Origin of the sequence: Desulfovibrio sp. (assembly GCA_016208105.1) — a bacterium.
In the GTDB taxonomy this organism is placed as follows: domain Bacteria; phylum Desulfobacterota; class Desulfovibrionia; order Desulfovibrionales; family Desulfovibrionaceae; genus Fundidesulfovibrio.
This window is the reverse complement of record JACQYS010000010.1, coordinates 133,395-149,853: the sequence shown is the minus strand read 5'-3', so window position 1 is coordinate 149,853 and position 16,459 is coordinate 133,395. Positions and strand designations below refer to the sequence as shown.

Here is a 16,459-nt window from a genome sequence, read left to right as displayed (position 1 = left end):
CCGTCCCCGATTCGCCGGGAGGTTGCACAGAACTCCCGCGCAGGGCGTTTGGCTTCCAAAGCTTGCGGCAATTTTCCCCCCGCCTTTACTTCACCCTGAAAAGCGTCTAAAAATATTGCACTAATCTAAAGAGGTGGACCAGATGGAGACCGCAGGGGCAGCAAAAAGCTTCTTGTTTGTTTCAGACGTCCATTTCGATCCCTTTGCCGACCCCGCCATTGTAAAGTCCCTGGCAGCCACGGATGTTTCGGGCTGGAAGAACATCTTCCTCTCTTCAAGCCAGACCGCGCCATCGCCGTACGGTACCGACGCCAACTTTTCCCTGCTGGAATCGGCCCTGGACAGCATGGCGACAACGGCCAAGGGCGTCGACCTCATCATCTTCCCTGGCGACGTGCTGGCCCACAAGTTCGAGGAGAAATACGCCGCCATCACCGGCGACACCAGCGCCAGCGGAGTGGCCTCCTTTGTCCAGAAAACGGTGTCTTTCTTTGTAAACGAGGTGGACAGCCGGTTCCCCAAGGCCACGGTGCTCATGGCCATCGGCAACAACGACAGCCTAAACGGCGACTACAAGAGCGCCCCCGGCGACGCCTATCTTAAGGTTACGGCCGACTCCATGGCCAAGGCCTTCTTTAATACCGACGCGGAGCGAGCCGCCTTCCTGAACGGCTACTCCAAGGCCGGGTACTACGCCATCGAGCCGGACGGGAAAAACGGCATCAAATACATCGTGCTAAACGACATCTTCTGGTCCGACAGATCCGATCAGACCGCGGCGGGTATCGCGGAGCTCTCCTGGCTCACCTCAGAGCTGGAGCAGTCATCCCAGGCCAACCAGAAGGTCTGGATCATAAACCACATCCCGTTAGGCGCCGACGCCAAGGGCATGGCCGCCAGCATCATCAAGGACGGCCTTACTTACAAGGGGCTCATGACGGCAGGGTTCAACGACGCCTTTGCCGCAATCGAAACCGCCTACGCCCAGACCATCAAGGCCGACCTGGCCGGGCACACCCACCGCGACGAGTTCCGCATCCTCTCGCCCGAACCGGCGTCGCCGTATTCCACCCTGACCAGCATCTCCCTGTCCATTTCGCCCGTAGACTCCAACAACCCCGGCTACGAGATATACACCTACGACCCCAAGTCCGGCTCGCTCCTGGACAAGGCCACCTACACCCGGGACCTGAGCAGGCCCGGCACCTCCTTCGTCAAGGAGTACGACTTCTCCCTGACCTACGGGCAGGGGCTGTCCACGGCGCAGGAGTGGTGGACAGCAGCGGGCGACATTCTCACCCAGCCAGCGAGCCGGGCCGCGTATTCGACGTATTACTCGGCCGGGGCCATGACCGACGCTGCGGTCCCGATCACGCCCACCAACTTCCCGGTCTACTGGCTGGCCGCCACCAACGTAACGCCCGAAAGCTACGCCATAAGCGCCGCTCCCGCGGCAACGGTGTGGAACGCCTTGGCCGAGCTTCTGTCAAAGCCCGCAAGCGGCAGCGCCAACCCGGCAGCCACCGGCGGCACAGCCCTCACCCTGCTGGCCCCCACAGGCATCACAACATCCGGCTCCGCCAGCACTGCCACGGCCGCAGCGCTTCTCGCCAACACCTGAAGAGGTCCTCGCCATGACCACGCTTCCCATCAAGCGCAGGACATTTCTGCGCTACGCCCTGTCCGGGGCTGGCCTTCTGGCAGCAAGGGCCATGCATGGCCCTGCGGACCTGGCCTGGGCCCTGGCCAATCAGCCCGGCATCGACTGCCCGGACGGCGACCCAGGATCATACACGGCCACATCAGCCGAGCGGGCAGGGATGTTTCTGCTTTTCTCCGACGTCCATTTCGACCCGTTTTCTGATCCCGCAAAGGTGAAGGCCCTGGCCGCAGCCCCGGCGAGCGCCTGGCGGGAGATTCTGGCCGTCTCCGGGCCAGTGGTTAGCCCCTACGGGCAGGACTCCAACGACGCGCTCTTTCAGTCTTTCCTGGACGACATGGCCGCGCGCGCCCCAAGGCCGGACTTCCTGCTGTTCCCGGGCGATCTTCTCTGCCACCAATTCTGGACCGAGTATCCGCGCCTGACCGGGGATTCTACGCCCCAGGGCCTTCTGGCCTTCATAGGAAAGACCGCCGAGTACTTCCTGACCGAGGTGACCCGCCGCTTTCCGGACATCCCCCTGTATCTCGCCCTGGGCAACAACGACAGTTTCGAGGGCGACTTCCGCATTGCCCCGAACAGTCCCTACCTAGTGGCCACGGCCCCCATAATCGCCCAGCGCGCCCTGAAAAGCGAAGCCGACCGGACCCGCTTTCTTGACTCCTACCCGGGATACGGCTGCTACAGCCTGCCCCTGCCAGGGCCGGGCAACGGCAAGCTCATCGTTTTCAACAACATCTTCTGGGCCAAGAGATACCCGGATCAGACGGCAGGCAAGCCGGTGCTGGAGTTTCTGGAGCGCGAGATAACGGCGGCTGGCCGCCAGGGCGAGAAGGTCTGGCTCATGGCCCATGTACCCCTGGGGGACAATTCCAAGTCAAGCGCCGCAAAGTTTTTGAAAAAGGGCACCGTCACCTACGACGGGCTCTTAACGGATGCCTGGAACAATGCGCTCGGCCGCCTGCTGGTTACCCACGCGGCCACGGTGAAGGCGTGCTTTGCCGGGCACGTCCACCGCGACGAATTCCGTCTGGTGTATCCGAACGGCCAGCCCATGCCGACGGTCTCCATGCGCCTTGCGCCGTCCATCTCGCCGGTTACGGGCAACAACCCCGGCTACCAGGTATACTCGTACGACAGGCAGAGCCTGGAGCTTTTGGACGTGACCGTCCACTCCATCAACATCGGGGCGGCAAAGCCCGCCTGGAGCAGGGAATACACGTACTCTAAAGCCTACGGCAGAGGGCTTCGTTCGGCCAAGGACTGGCAGGAGATGTACCAGGGGCTCCTGACCTGCGAGCCCAGGCGAAAGGCGTTCTCGCAGGCGTTCGACCTGCGCAGCCCGCACATAAACGAAGTGACCCCGCGCACCTTCCAGATATTCTGGGACGGCCTGGCCGTTACGGTAGGCGAGGCAGGGGGAGCGCTTTAGACGGGATGTGAGGAGGGTGGTTTTTTGCGGGAGCGGTCGCAGCAGCGTACAGGTTGCTTATGCCGTGGTCTCGCTCGCAGGGCTCACATATGAGTTCAGCCGGGAGGTCCTGGCATCGCCAAAGGCCAGCAGCTCCTTTTCCAGGATGAACCTGGCGAATTTCAGGGCGGATTCCAAAGAGCAGTTGATCTCAAGGGCGTTCAGCAGGTGTGTGATGGCGTTGTCCAGGTCGTCCCCTTCGAAGTAGGCCCTGGCGATGTTGAATTGAAGGTTCTCGTCCTCCGGGGACATCTCCTGGGCCTTGAAGTAATAGCGAAGGGTCTCCTCGATGAGCCCCCGGCGGCGAAGGCTTATGCCCAGTTCATTGAAGAGATGCTTGTGCTGCTCCTGGAAAGCTTCGTTCAGTTTGATGAGATCGTTGAAAACGTACTGAGCCTTTTGCGTTTTCCCGAGCGCGAGCAGGGAAATCCCCATTCCGAAAAGGGCCCGGATGTTGGCGTCATCGATGCTGCGAACCTTTTCGTACTCGCGTACGGCGCTTGCGTGGTTGCCTTGCTCCCGGTAGCTGTCGCCCTTCATGAGCGGGCTGCTTAAGAGCTTGTAGGTCAGCTGCGGCTCGGGAGTGAAGTCGTCGAGCACGGCCTCCTTGTCCAGAACGGTAAGCGCGCCCTGTATGCGCAAGTGCATGTCCAGGCTGCGCATTTCCACCTTGTTGCCGGAGATTTCCTTGGCGAACCAGGAGGTCTTGGACACTGATTTCCGCTTGGTGGTGCCTGTGCCCAGGGTTACTTCCTGTTCCCGGGAAAAGACGCCGTAGAGTTTTATGCAGGTTGCATCCATGAGAAAACCTGATCCGGGTAAGTCCTGATACGATGAGCGATCATGCGGCTGGCGCCACTGATGCGCAAGCCCTGGTCGGCCTTACGGACGCTAGTCGATGAGCAGGTTGCTGCCTTTTCCTGAACTCCACGGTTTGGGAAGGTAGCCCGGCGTGGATTCCTCCATGATTCCGGAATTGATTTTGCGGATCAGGTTGGCCGCTTCCTGGAAGTCCGACCGGATGGTCAGAGCCTTGTTCAAATGATCCAGGGCCTTGCCATTCTCGTTCCCGAAAATATGCGCCTTGGCTATGTTGTAGTGGAGGTTCTCGTCCTGGGGGGTCACTTCCAGGGCCTGGGTGTAGGCGTGTATGGCGCCCAGGTAATCACCGCTGCGTCTGAGTTTCACCCCGAGGCTGTTGTAGGGGTTCACCGCCTCCGGATCGTCCTTTAATATCTCAACGAAGACTTCCTTGAGTTCTTTTAACTTGTCCTGCATGGCAAAAAGGTCCGCAGCACGCTTGAGGTGGGCCTGGTACGCCTCGTCATTGCCTTTGCCCTTGTTGGCATAGGCCAGCCCGCGGTAGGCCTCGGCGTAGAGTTCGTTCAGAGCCACTGCCTTGTTGAAGGCTATTATGGCGCGCCCGAAACTCTTTGCGCGCAAATAGTCCATGCCCATGTTGAAATACTTGAGCGCCTCGTTCTCTTCGGCGACCACTTCCTCGAAACCATCTATCGCGGTGTCAAAGTCTCCGTTTCTCAATGCCTCCTTGGCATTGTCGAGCATTTCTTCCTCTATCTCCCCGGCGGAAAGCGAATTCCAGGCGGAGCGGATGTGTTTTTCAATGGTCTCCTGGGAGTAGGGGCGGATAACGTAGCCCGAGCATCCGGCGGACACGGCGTCCATCACGTATTCGCGGTTGCATTCGCTCGTAACCATCACCAGCGCCTTCACCGCAAGGGTCTGGTCTTTTGATATGCGGCGAAGGCACTCCAGCCCATCCATGTCGGAGAGCTGGGAATCGATCAGGGCGATGTTGGCCTGGCCGGCACGCAGATGCTGCATGGATTTATCGAGCGACGGATAGGCGCGCACGTTTTGAAACAACATGCGGGTGAGAATGCCTCTGTCGATGGACGAATGGTGGGCATTGCCGGATAAAACAGCGACAGAAAGCTCTCTGGGGTCGAATCTCATACTCGGAGACCTTCTCCTGATGCATGTTCGAGTGTGGCCCTTACGGCGAAAGAACAATAATTATACATCACAGTTGGAATATAAACAACGTTTAATCCTGAAAAACGATATACTCTTATGAGCCTAGGCTCGAATGATTTCCGCGCGGGCCATGCACGCTCCATGAAGATTTCTTGTTCGGTTTATCACTGTGGCTTCTCCAGCAGGCGAGTGCAAGGTAGGGTAACGGGAAAAACGGATGAATATGGAAAATATGCCGATCATAATCCTGGCGATGGGTTCACAGGGAGCGGCATGGTCGTAGGTTCAAGGTGAAGGTTCAGGGTGGGAACCGAATACACGTACCCGCACACCTACGGCAGGGGGATTCGCTCATCCAAGGGCTGGCAGGAGATGTATCAGGGGCTCGTCACCTGCGAGCCACGGAAAAAGGCGTTCGCAGAAGCGTTCGAGGGACGCAGCGCACACGACTGCGAGGTGACCCAGCGCACCTTCCAGGTATTCTGGGACTGCCTTGCCGTTACTGTGGGTGGTTCCTAGGCGGGGTGGATGAGGAGGTGGCCAAACCTACCAAAACGTACCGATTCCTCTCAATTCTTCTTTACCGTAGAGGGCCGGATTAGAACGCTTTGTGGCGTGAGCCAGAAGAACGGGCCTTGCGCGGGCAGGCGTGGCGACTGCTCAATGGGCTGTAATTCCTGTTGAACATTCCCCAATTCCTGGCCGTTGAATAATTGGAGTTCTGATACTCACACGCTATTGTTATCTGGAGAAAATCAAGCCTTACTTGGTGGTAATAGTTTATTATATTTTACTGGTATGCAGCGATTAGTTCTGTATGTTAATTTTATAATACACTGCTGCAGTTTAAGTTGATTATCATTGATAATAATTGTAATTTAAAAACAATAACATTGCTGTGTGGATTAAAAATCCAATCATATTCCTTAATGTTTCAGACGGTGAGCCTGGACGTTGTGCAATAACATATTTAGTGTCCCAGGGGCAATGTCCTCTTTTTTTGAGTTCGAAATAAGACGCTAAGGAATATAAAGATGATATTAGTGGTATGTAGAAGAATACGCCTTTGACAATTATTGTTAGCTCGCGACACAAGGCATTAACGAATCCAATTGGTCTTTTGTCAGGCCCGAGCACTTTAATTCCATAAAGCATTTTTCCGGGTGTGCTTCCAGTGATACCTATAGATATGGCAATTAGAGGTGTTGATATGCCTACAGAAAAAACAAATAAGAATATATAATCGAAAAAAATTTCTCTTGTGCCAGAAATGTGAATATAGTTATAAATAACTTTATTGAGATCAATAAAATTATACATGATTAGCAGCAGGAGAATAAGTACTAAGTGACAATCAAAATATCTTGCAAAATGCCGTCTCCATGGGTGTGGGGTCGTGTCAGTATAATTGCGTGTACTGTTTTGCTCGGTTTGCTTCATTTTATTATTGTTATGTATTTTTAATGCTCCTCGCACGCCATGAATAGAAAACACGAATACTACTGCAAATTCAAATGTTGTTATAATGTCTGTAGGATCAAGACCATTGTAATGGATAACATTATTTACAAATATTAACGTAGACATGACAAGAATAAATATAGACGCTTTTAAGCTGTTCTTTGTGATTAATTTATAAGACAGGAATGCATAAATAACAGCAGAAATAAATATCATAGTTGGCACTATAGAATCGTAAATTGTTTCTATAGCAGATTCATTTATTAAGTTCATGCAAATTAATAATGAATCAATACACTGCCAGGAGGATGACAACGCTCCATAGAGGACCGCTCTGTTTGCTCCACGCTCAGTGGTGACATCCGGCCAATACCATCTCACGGGCGTTATTGTGCTATTATGCTGCTCTGGCACGATGGTAACTTCCAGGTAGATATTTTCAGCTGAGAAAATATCTACTATACGATTTCATTCTGGTCAACGATAACCAGTGGCCGGTTTGACTGTAGTTTTCCAATGTCTGCCTCTCGAATTCCCATCCGATAATTTCAGAACCTCCCGAAATCTCCCGATTCCTCTCAATTCTTCCGCTGCACAGCCGGGCCGGATCATGGCTGAATGCGGCCCATGGTTACCGGCGACATCACATCCCTTGCCGAAGCGGCCGCCAAGAAACACAACCTCCCGCCCAGGCTGGTTCGAGCCATCGTCACGGTGGAGTCTGCCGGTAAAACAGGCGCCACCCGCTACGAACCAGCCTTTTTCAACCGCTACATCCGTCAACAGAATCTTCCCGAAGCTGAAGGGAAGGGCAGGGCCACCTCCTGGGGGCTCATGCAGATAATGGGCGAAACCGCCCGCACTCTCGGATTCGCAGGTGCGTTTACCTCCCTCCTGACTCCCGCCATCGGCCTCGAATGGGGCTGCCGTTACCTCTCCCGCCTGCGCGACCGCTACGCCTGCGAATCCTGGGAGTGCATCTGCCGGGCCTACAACGGGGGCCCCGGCAACCGCCACAACGAAAAAAACACCTATCCTGCCAAGGTCCTGGCCGCCCTGGGCGGCGTCTGGCCCGGCAAGGAGTAAGTCCGTGAACAATCTGGCCTCGCGCAAGCTGGTCATGGGCGTGGTGTCCGTGCTGGCCGCACGGGCGATCCCGGAGGAGACAACATCCCGTGCATAACCCCCATTCCGGCATGGGCGCGCCCACATACGCCTACGACGCCATCCGCCCCTGGCTGGCCACCGGCACAGTTATCCTCTGGCAGGGCAACGACCTGTTGGGCCGCGCCATCCGCCTGTTCACCGAGTTCAGCCACGCATCCCTCGTGGTACGCGAGCTGGACCCCTTAAGCATCGAACGCGTGGACGTTATCGAGGCGTTGGCCACCGGGCTTGAGATGCGCCACCTGAGCGAGCGCATGGCAGGCTATAACGGGCGCGTGTTCGCCTTCAGGCCGCTGGATCTCACCGCGGACATTCAGGCCAGGGTGAAGAGCTTCGCCCTGGATGAATGCGGCAAGGGCGTGCGCTACGACTACGCGGGCCTTTTCGCCAACGCCCTGGGGCGGGTGAGCGAGGGGGCCAACCGGTATTTCTGCTCGGAGTTCGCGGCCAGGGCGTTGGAACAGGGGGGTATCGCGAGATTAAAAGCCCATCGCAACGGCGAGGCCGCGCGCCCGGGCGACATCCCCGTGTGGTTCGACGGCGTTCTGCGCGAGATCGAGGTGGCCAGATGATGGAAACCATGGCCACGGCCTCGTTCATCGTTAATCCCATCCTGCTGGCCATCCTTGGCTACATGCTCAAGCGCTGGATCGAGCGCCTCGAGACCACCATCAAGGACATCTTGAAGACCCAGGGGGAGTGCCAGATCACCTTGGCCCGGGTGTACCGCACCAAGGCCGAGGCCGAAGCGGACAGCTCCCGCCAGTGGGACAAGCTGGACGACCTGGGCAACCGAATGACCCGGGTGGAAACCCGCCTGGAATCGGACGGGAAGTGAGCGTGGCGGAACCTGCGAATTTTCGGGATTTAACGCCGCTGGAGGAGCGCTTCGTTCAGGAATACCTGGTGGACTTGAATGGCTCCGCCGCCTGCCTGCGGGCCGGGTCCACCACGCGCCATCCCAACAAGCTGGCCTCGCAGATGAAGGCCAGGCCGCCGGTGCGCCGGGCCATAGATGCGGCCATGAGCGAGCGGGCCAGACATACCGGCATCACCGCCGAATGGGTGCTCAACAACCTGAAGGTCGTGGCCGAGCGCTGCCTTCAGGCCGTGCCGGTCGTAAAGCGCGGCGCCCACCAGGAGGAGGACGGCCAGGGGCTGTGGAGCTTCGACGCCTCCGGGGCCATCCGCAGCCTGGAGCTCATCGGCAGGCACCGGGGCATGTTCAAGGACCAGGTGGACCATGTGGTGAAGGGACGCATGGTGCACGAGCACGGCCTGTGTTCGCGCTCCGAGGCCATTCTTGAGATGCTCACCGGCACCGTTTCCGAGGGTGTCCCGGGCGACACCCCGGAGGACATCCATTCAAACGTTTCTAGTGATGTTACTAGTAATATTTATAGTAACCATGCCCAAAAGGCCGGAAGCGAACCCAAAGAAATAACAGGCGAAACACAAGCGCAGGATTCCCATGAACCGGCTTGAACGCGAGGCCTTGTATGCTGAGCTGTTCAAAACCTGCGGCCGCGAAGGCTTCACCACGGCCGCCCGGCGCCTGTGCAGGACCGATCTGTACTTCCTGCTCACGGTAATTCTTGGCCGAAAAGACATGCAGCGAGACTGGCTGCACGATCGGTGCATAGAGGTCCAGGACGAGCCGGACGGCCGCCTGGATCTCTGGGCCCGGGAGCACTACAAAAGTACCATCATCACCTTCGGCAAGACCATCCAGGACGTATTGGCCAACCCGGAAATCACCGTGGGCCTGTTCAGCTTCACCCGGCCCATCGCCAAGGCCTTCCTGCGCCAGATCATGCGCGAGTTCGAGGGAAACGAAACCCTGAAGGAGCTCTTCCCGGACATCCTCTGGGAGCATCCGCGCAAACAGGCCCCCAAGTGGAGCGAGGACGACGGCATAATCGTCCGCCGCCAAGGCAATCCCAAAGAGGCCACCATCGAGGCCTGGGGCCTGGTGGACGGCCAGCCCACCTCCAAGCACTACGGACTGGTGGTTTACGACGACGTGGTCACCCGCGAATCCGTCACCTCCCCGGACATGATCAGTAAGGTCACCGAAGCCTGGGAGCTCTCGCAATCCTTGGGCAGCGACGGCGGCACGGTGCGCACCATCGGCACCCGCTATCACGCGAACGACACCTACCACACCATGATTCGGCGCGGCTCGGCCATCCCGCGCATCCATCCGGCCACCATCGACGGCACGGTGGACGGCGAGCCCGTGCTCATGAGCCGCGAAACGCTAATAAAGAAGCGCCGGGACATGGGGCCCTACACCTTCGGCTGCCAGATGCTCCAGGACCCCGTGGCCGACAAGGCCCAGGGCTTCAAGCGCGAGTGGCTCCAGTTCTGGGAGCCGAAGAACCTGGGGGAATTAAACGTCTACATCCTGGTGGACCCGGCCGGGAAGAAGAAGCAGGCCAGCGACTACACGGTGATGAAGGTGATAGGCCTGGGGCCGGACCAGAACTACTACGAGATCGACTGCATCCGCGACCGCCTGAACCTCACCGAGCGGGCCGCAGCGCTCCTGCGCCTGCACCGGCAATACAGGCCCATCAAGGTGGGCTATGAACAGTACGGCATGCAGGCCGACATCGAGCACATCAAATACCTCCAGGCCCTGGAGAACTACCGCTTCCCCATAGTGGAGCTCGGCGGCTCCATGCCCAAGGAGGACCGCATCCGGCGCCTGGTGCCGCTCTACGAGCAGGGTCGGTTCTTCCATCCCACGCGCATCCTCTACGTGGACCACGAGAAGAAAAGCCGCGATCTGGTGGCCGAGTTCATCGCGGACGAATACGAGGCCTTTCCCGTTGCCGCCCACGACGACATGCTCGATTGCCAGGCCCGCATCGTGGACCCGGAGCTCGGGGCCAGGTTCCCGGAACAGGCCGCAAACGGACACGCCCAGCCTTCCGGGCGGGCCATCATGGACTACAACCCGCTGGACGGGCTTGGCGGAGCCACCGCCCGCACCAGCTACGACCCCTACGGAGGCTGACATGGCAGGCGGCGGCGGATTTCAGGACGTATCGATCGACGACATGAACACGAAGATCTCCCAGATCACCCCTCCCAGCCGGGAGGAAAACCCCATGCTCTACGAGGACGACCAGTTCGGCAACAGCCGCCTGGACGCCTGGTATTCGAATGAAGTGTCCAAGGTGGCCAGGTCCATGCAGCCCCAAGATCCGCAGGAGCTTACCAGGAACGTCACCGATGCTGTCATCCGGGCCAACGCCCAGGGGCGCCTTCCCGACCCGGACTACGACATCCTGGCCAAACAGGGCGTGGACTACGGCAAGATAGAGTGGTCCCCCTCGAACATAAGCGCCCTGGCCGCCCAGCGGGCCAGCGACTACCTCTCGGACCGGATGGCCAAGGCCTCGGCCCAGAGCCGCAAGCTCTCCCAGGCCCAGCAGGAGCTTCTGCTGGCCCAGCGCACGGAATTGGAGAAAACCCGGCTCACCACGGCGGCCGCCGGAGACCAGGCGGCCAGGGACCAGGCCCGGCAAGCACGGCTCACCAAGCTTATCAAGGGGAGCGTGAAGTTTCCGGCCGGTTCGAGCCTTCTGGCCCTGGACGACCCGGAGAACGAGTACAAGGCCACCTAGGTGTGTGAGCGAGCGCGTTTGCGGCCTTAAGCCGCCGCGCAAAAGGGGAGAGGAGCAATGAAGGCTCCTCTCCTTCAATATCTAGCAGATTGCTTCATTTCCAGAAGGTCCTGTGGGGGGCGACCAATTCGTCTTCCAGTTCCGGAAAAGGACCCACCACCAGGATGGGCTTTTGTCCCGTTTTATAGACCGTACGACACGGCAGGTTCATGGTGGGGTTGTCCTTGCTGGCGCCGGTCAGTTTTTTCAATGTGGTTTCCTCAACGCCGTAGACCAGGTTTCCGATGTTGGCCCAATAAACGTTTCCGGCGCACATGACGCACGGTTCGAACGTTGTCACCAGGGTGCATCTCCACAAGTACTCCGGATTGTACTGCGCAAACGCCCGCCGCGACAGTTCTGTTTCGGCATGCTGAATCGAGTTCAGATTTCCCTGTTTCATCAGCACTTTCTCGCCATCCGGTGCCACCAGTACCGCGCCAAATGGGTGATGGCCAAATTCCGCCGCTTCCTTGGCGACATCATTCGCAGCCCTCAGATGTTTCAGGATCTGCTGATAATCGAGGGGAAACCTACGTGTGTCCGAAGATGGTTTCCAATCTTCGGACCCGGTCTTTTCCGCAGCAAGCGCATGACGTGCCGGTAGGGTGACCGCCGTGGAAAAAAGAAACGCTCCGATTGTTGCCGTAGCTTTTAAGAAATCGCGTTTTGACTTTTGCATGTTCTAGCCTCGCTTGAGTTGTGTCTCAGTGCCAGCAAACACACAGGACGACCCAGTCCGCCGGAGAGAGCCGGCCCTTGGTCAAGGGCGGCGTCAGCTGTGGATCCATTCCCATCATTGCCTCAGTTTCAGGCCCACGGCAACCGGTCGGCAAGAGAGAGTTGGTTCTGTTCGAATTAATATGGCCTCAAGGGTATCTCCAAGAGGCCGAGCCCCGAACGCCAAACAGCCGAACCCGGCCGGATCTCACACTCACAACGCAGCGCATACGCGGATGAAAGCGCATCTTACAACGGAGCTGGCGGTGCCGGAAACCCCGGCGGCCCGGCCGGAACAGCCGATGGAATCCAGACCATCGGCAACGGCTGCGGCGGCAAGCTGGTGGTAATCTGCAAAGGTTTGCTCACCGTGGAATCCGGCGGGAAGATAGAAGCGAACGGCATGGTTGGCGGTGCAGCCGGATATGGTGGCGGAGGCGGCTCCGGAGGCGGGCACATAAGCGTCATCACCCCGTCCGGCACACAGTACCAGAACAACGGGACCGTCCAGGCCGCAGGCGGGGCAGGGGGCAACTCCAACAATGGTTGGGGTGCCGGCGGCCCAGGCGGCGCTGGCTCGGTAGTAACCAAAACCTTTATCGAAATGGGATGGTAAACAATGGACTATCATATCTTTCATAGCACTCAGGTTGAGGCCTCCCGCGATCTTGTGGCGGCCCTTGGCGCGGAGCCTCTGAACACCGGCATGCAGATTTTAAGCGTGAACGGGGACAGCGTGACCATAACCGGGCATCACATCCAGAACGTGGCCATAAACCCCAACATCCCAGGCTACCCGTACGTGACCTTCAAAAACGGCGACCAGGACGTGGGCCTTTTCGCGCCAGCGTCCTGGGACGAAGTGAAGGCATGGGTGGCACCCGAGGCCCCGGTCCTGGCGGCGGCCAAGCCGACCGTTCTCTCTCCGTACGAGTTCGCCATCCGGTTCACCCAGGACGAGCGCAAGGCCATCCTGGCGGCCATGAAGACCGACGTGGACGTGGAGGACGCCAAGACCGTCCTGGACAAGGCAAGCCAGGTGGACCTGACCAACCCGGTGACCGTGGAGTACGTCGAGCTCCTGGTGTCCAAGGGCCTTCTGACCCAGGACCGGGCCGCACTGATACTCGCCCCGTAAATGATCTGATACATCTGCCCGGCAGACAGCAATCATCCTCAAATATTCCCCTCTGCCCTTGGCGGCACTTCACCGCCGGAATCGAGAGGCTCTTTCAGACCTCAGTCACATTCGGGATCAACCGCAGGAGACATCATGCCGCAGAGTTTCGGAGTTTACGGCGCACAGAGCCATGGCGTGCAGCCGTGGATCAACACCCTGGTCGTCGGAAAATCCCTCTTTAACTTTTACGACTCCCAAGGAGACATGGTGTCCACTGCGCCAGTCTTCATTCCCGCCGTGCAGGACGGCCCGGGCGTGGTGGCGCGCTACAACAACCTGACGCTCAACCATACGCTCACAACCACCAACCGCTGCCGGTCGCTCACCGTGCTGGTGGACGGCGACCTGACAATAAACTCGGGCGGGGGCATAAGCATGACGGCCCGTGGAGCACGCGGCAGCGCCGCCATGGGACTCTACGACGGATATATACCCATTAGCATCGACATCTCCTCGAAGTACCTGAGGCTTGCCGATGTGCTCAAGTACTTGCGGGATAACGCCATCGACGTGACCGACTGCTGGTTCTGGGACGATTGGTCGAAGAATATGGGGGTCACGGCCACGTTTAGCCAAGGCGGGGCTTTGGTGCTGCTGAGTGCGGCAGGGTGTGGAGGTGGGGGAGCCAAAATGGAGATGGTTGGCGGTTCCGCCGGCAACCAGAGGACAGGCAATGTCGGTGCGGCTGGAACCAATGGCGGAACAGGTGGTGGAGGAGGCGGCGGAGCCAGCTGGAGCTGGGGCATCAGTGGGGTCGGGGGCAAGGCCAATCCCTGGGGAGGCGGTTCCGGCGGCGGATCAGGACTTCCGATAGATTACAGCAATCTTGCTGTGCAGCTCGATGCCGACCAGTTCGGCGGAAAGGGCGGGGACGGCTATTCGTCCGGGGCCGGAGATTCCTGGTGCTCATACGCAGGTGCGGGGAACTTGCAGGGCGCCATGTACGGGGTCGGATACCAGACAACCTGGACCTCCGCCCAGGACGGAACCGGGGGAATCCTCCGGGTCATCGTGAAGGGGAACGTCACAATAAATGCCGGCGGAGTTATTCAGGCTGATGGTAAAAACGGCGGCGGGGACGCCACTCGCCTGTACCAATATGCAGGGGCTGGGTCAGGCGGCGGCCATGTGTCAATCATCACACTCGGTAACTACACAAACAACGGGACAGTCCGGGCCAACGGTGGAACCGGCGGGACGTATACGACACACGGTGCTGCGGGCGGCGCGGGAGGCACGGGCTCCGTGGTCACCAAAACCTTCGCCCAGATGGGCTGGTAGGCTCCCACAACCTCGCACCTCCAGCGGCCGGAACCGCCCTGATAATGAATCAATCCCGGCAATCGTTCCCTTTGGCGGACCAGGCCGTCACCCTGTCCCCCCTGATGGTGAAGGTCATGTCGCACCAATCTGTTCTCATCCCGCCAGGAGTTCCCGGGATCACGCTGGTGAATTTGTTTCCGTACCCATAATCAACGGGAATGTACGTGGTAGGGGTGGGAGCGATGTAGCGTTGATCGAACCGCTTATAGACGAAGTACTCGGTATCTCCGTCCACGACCGATTTGTCCGGAACTCCCATGTTCCTTATCAAGCCGCCTCTGGAAGCACCGATCCAAGAATCCATATTCTCCCTGAATCTCTTCTCCGTGGCGCATGAGGCGAGCAGGGCGCACAACAGGATCAACACAAGGTCACGCATTTGAGTGGAAGATTCTTAACAACATAGCGTTTTGGGTGAAGTACAGACATACCCAGACCACCGCGTACAACAGTATGCCGTAGACCATGCCACCGCCGAGCGCCCCCCCAACCACATAATAGAAGTATCTCTCGCCAGTCATACCCTACCTCCGCTGCTCATTGTAACGGCTCAGCCAAGCCGTCAGGTGAAAGCCCAAACAAACTGGCACCGGGAGAATCCTTCCAGCCCTCTTGGGCTCCACGCCCACTCACTTGGCCGGGTAAACGAACCAAAAACAAACTTCGCTGTAATCAATAAAAATACGATAAATACATATCATTAAAAAGGTACAAGCGCAATGACTATAGCTTCCCAGGTTAACAAGGTCCTGTATTCAGGCACCGGCGGCACGGTCTACCCGTACACTTTCAAGATTTTCTCCCCCACCGACCTGGTGGTGGTCCGCCGGGCCGTGGACGGCGTGGAGAACGTCCTGGTTCTGAGCACCGACTACAAGGTATCGGGAGTGGGGTCGGATACTGGCGGCAGCGTCATTTTGCAGGGCGAGCAGGCCGAAACCCCGCCGGCCACCGGCGAGAAGCTCCTGGTCAAGCGGGTGATTCCTCTCACCCAGAGCACCGACTGGGTGGAAAACGACGATTTCCCCGCACAGGTCATCGAGAACGCCATGGACCGGGTGATCTGCATCTCCCAGCAGCAGCAGGAGCAGATCGACCGCTGCCTGAAGGTCGGCGAAACCAGCAGCCTAAGCGGTACCATCGACCCGGATCAGATCGCGGCCAATGCGGCAGCTGCAGCCATGAACGCCCAGGCTGCGGCGTCCAGCGCCGGACAGGCTGCGGCATCGGCGGCTTCGGTGTCGCCAGGAGCAGCCGGGGGCGTAGCCACCCTGGACAACTCAGGACAGGTCCCGGAAACCCAGCTGGCCAACGCCGTCACCCCCGGTTCATCCATCTTTTTAACCCAGAACTACACCTGCCTCATGTATTAGGAGGACGCCTCATGAGTTCCAATTCCCAGCCCGCCTTTCCCGGCGTTCCAGCCATTACCGGAGCGCTTTCCCTGACCAACGCTGACATCACCAGCTTCAAGGACCTCCACACCGTGCCTGCCGATTCCAATGGGGTGATGGTGGGGCGCCTGCGCGCGTCAAGCACGGACACCGGCCCCGTCACCCTTCAGTTCGCGCGCACCCTTGCCGGAGCGGACTACGTGTACGGCGAATCACAAGTGCCGGCTGGTTCGGGCACCAACGGCAGCGCGGGCTGGAAGGACATCATGAACGACCTGAACCTGGGCAACGCCATGACACTGGCTCCGGGCGAGAAGCTCAGGGTGCGGGCCAAGACCGCGGTGACCGCAGGCCTCAAGATCGACCTGATCATGGAAGCCGCTCCCCTGTAGGGTTCGGCATTGACAGCAA

19 protein-coding genes are annotated in these 16,459 nt (G+C 58.6%); 14 read left to right on the top strand and 5 right to left on the bottom strand.

Translation table 11 applies throughout. The annotated features are described in order from the left end of the window. Positions 1-142 precede the first annotated feature (142 nt). Positions 143-1,621: a metallophosphoesterase gene (locus HY795_05915; protein ID MBI4804751.1), complete on the top strand. Its 1,479-nt coding sequence runs from the start codon at positions 143-145 to the stop codon at positions 1,619-1,621. Positions 1,622-1,634: 13 nt separating this feature from the next. Continuing rightward, the gene (locus HY795_05910) at positions 1,635-3,092 is read left to right on the top strand and encodes a metallophosphoesterase (protein ID MBI4804750.1); all 1,458 of its coding nucleotides are present in this window, start codon (positions 1,635-1,637) and stop codon (positions 3,090-3,092) included. Between the two features lie 57 nt (positions 3,093-3,149). On the opposite strand, the gene HY795_05905 is transcribed toward HY795_05910, so the two are convergent. After that, a complete protein-coding gene (locus HY795_05905) occupies positions 3,150-3,932 on the bottom strand; it encodes a tetratricopeptide repeat protein (GenBank protein ID MBI4804749.1) in 783 nt (260 codons plus the stop codon). Between the two features lie 90 nt (positions 3,933-4,022). Beyond that, positions 4,023-5,108 (bottom strand): tetratricopeptide repeat protein, encoded by a 1,086-nt coding sequence (locus HY795_05900; GenBank protein MBI4804748.1) that lies wholly within the window; start codon positions 5,106-5,108, stop codon positions 4,023-4,025. Between the two features lie 324 nt (positions 5,109-5,432). Here HY795_05900 and HY795_05895 point away from each other — a divergent pair, with 324 nt between their 5' ends. Then, positions 5,433-5,648: a hypothetical protein gene (locus tag HY795_05895; protein ID MBI4804747.1), complete on the top strand. Its 216-nt coding sequence runs from the start codon at positions 5,433-5,435 to the stop codon at positions 5,646-5,648. A gap of 339 nt (positions 5,649-5,987) precedes the next feature. Here the strand turns inward: HY795_05895 and HY795_05890 are convergent, their stop codons facing one another. Then, the gene (locus tag HY795_05890) at positions 5,988-7,004 is read right to left on the bottom strand and encodes an RDD family protein (protein ID MBI4804746.1); all 1,017 of its coding nucleotides are present in this window, start codon (positions 7,002-7,004) and stop codon (positions 5,988-5,990) included. Positions 7,005-7,208: 204 nt separating this feature from the next. Here HY795_05890 and HY795_05885 point away from each other — a divergent pair, with 204 nt between their 5' ends. The 6 genes from HY795_05885 to HY795_05860 all read left to right on the top strand — a co-directional run bounded on the left by HY795_05885 (position 7,209) and on the right by HY795_05860 (position 11,392). After that, positions 7,209-7,676: a transglycosylase SLT domain-containing protein gene (locus HY795_05885; GenBank protein MBI4804745.1), complete on the top strand. Its 468-nt coding sequence runs from the start codon at positions 7,209-7,211 to the stop codon at positions 7,674-7,676. An 89-nt stretch (positions 7,677-7,765) separates the two neighbouring features. After that, on the top strand, positions 7,766-8,329 hold the full coding sequence (locus tag HY795_05880; GenBank protein MBI4804744.1) for a hypothetical protein: 564 nt from the start codon (positions 7,766-7,768) through the stop codon (positions 8,327-8,329). Continuing rightward, positions 8,326-8,595, top strand: a complete 270-nt coding sequence (locus HY795_05875; GenBank protein MBI4804743.1) for a hypothetical protein — start codon at positions 8,326-8,328, stop codon at positions 8,593-8,595. Before HY795_05880 ends, HY795_05875 begins: the two co-directional genes overlap by 4 nt. Before the next feature lie 2 nt (positions 8,596-8,597). Continuing rightward, positions 8,598-9,242: a terminase small subunit gene (locus HY795_05870; GenBank protein ID MBI4804742.1), complete on the top strand. Its 645-nt coding sequence runs from the start codon at positions 8,598-8,600 to the stop codon at positions 9,240-9,242. After that, a complete protein-coding gene (locus tag HY795_05865; protein ID MBI4804741.1) occupies positions 9,229-10,779 on the top strand; it encodes a hypothetical protein in 1,551 nt (516 codons plus the stop codon). The genes HY795_05870 and HY795_05865 overlap by 14 nt, the downstream gene beginning before the upstream one ends. 1 nt (position 10,780) lies before the next feature. Then, complete coding sequence (locus HY795_05860; GenBank protein ID MBI4804740.1) at positions 10,781-11,392, top strand: hypothetical protein; 612 nt, start codon at positions 10,781-10,783, stop codon at positions 11,390-11,392. Positions 11,393-11,486: 94 nt separating this feature from the next. Here the strand turns inward: HY795_05860 and HY795_05855 are convergent, their stop codons facing one another. Beyond that, complete coding sequence (locus tag HY795_05855; GenBank protein MBI4804739.1) at positions 11,487-12,113, bottom strand: nucleoside deaminase; 627 nt, start codon at positions 12,111-12,113, stop codon at positions 11,487-11,489. Between the two features lie 381 nt (positions 12,114-12,494). On the opposite strand from HY795_05855, the gene HY795_05850 reads away from it, so the two are divergent. From HY795_05850 to HY795_05840, 3 genes are all read left to right on the top strand, one after another. Continuing rightward, a complete protein-coding gene (locus HY795_05850; protein ID MBI4804738.1) occupies positions 12,495-12,767 on the top strand; it encodes a hypothetical protein in 273 nt (90 codons plus the stop codon). A 3-nt stretch (positions 12,768-12,770) separates the two neighbouring features. Further along, on the top strand, positions 12,771-13,289 hold the full coding sequence (locus HY795_05845) for a hypothetical protein (protein ID MBI4804737.1): 519 nt from the start codon (positions 12,771-12,773) through the stop codon (positions 13,287-13,289). 135 nt (positions 13,290-13,424) lie between these two features. Then, positions 13,425-14,612, top strand: coding sequence for a hypothetical protein (locus HY795_05840; GenBank protein MBI4804736.1), 1,188 nt, complete (start codon positions 13,425-13,427; stop codon positions 14,610-14,612). Positions 14,613-14,661: 49 nt separating this feature from the next. On the opposite strand, the gene HY795_05835 is transcribed toward HY795_05840, so the two are convergent. Further along, positions 14,662-14,958 (bottom strand): hypothetical protein, encoded by a 297-nt coding sequence (locus tag HY795_05835; GenBank protein MBI4804735.1) that lies wholly within the window; start codon positions 14,956-14,958, stop codon positions 14,662-14,664. Between the two features lie 415 nt (positions 14,959-15,373). Here HY795_05835 and HY795_05830 point away from each other — a divergent pair, with 415 nt between their 5' ends. Both HY795_05830 and HY795_05825 read left to right on the top strand, forming a co-directional pair. After that, the gene (locus HY795_05830; protein MBI4804734.1) at positions 15,374-16,027 is read left to right on the top strand and encodes a hypothetical protein; all 654 of its coding nucleotides are present in this window, start codon (positions 15,374-15,376) and stop codon (positions 16,025-16,027) included. An 11-nt stretch (positions 16,028-16,038) separates the two neighbouring features. Continuing rightward, positions 16,039-16,440 (top strand): hypothetical protein, encoded by a 402-nt coding sequence (locus tag HY795_05825; protein ID MBI4804733.1) that lies wholly within the window; start codon positions 16,039-16,041, stop codon positions 16,438-16,440. Positions 16,441-16,459 lie beyond the last annotated feature (19 nt).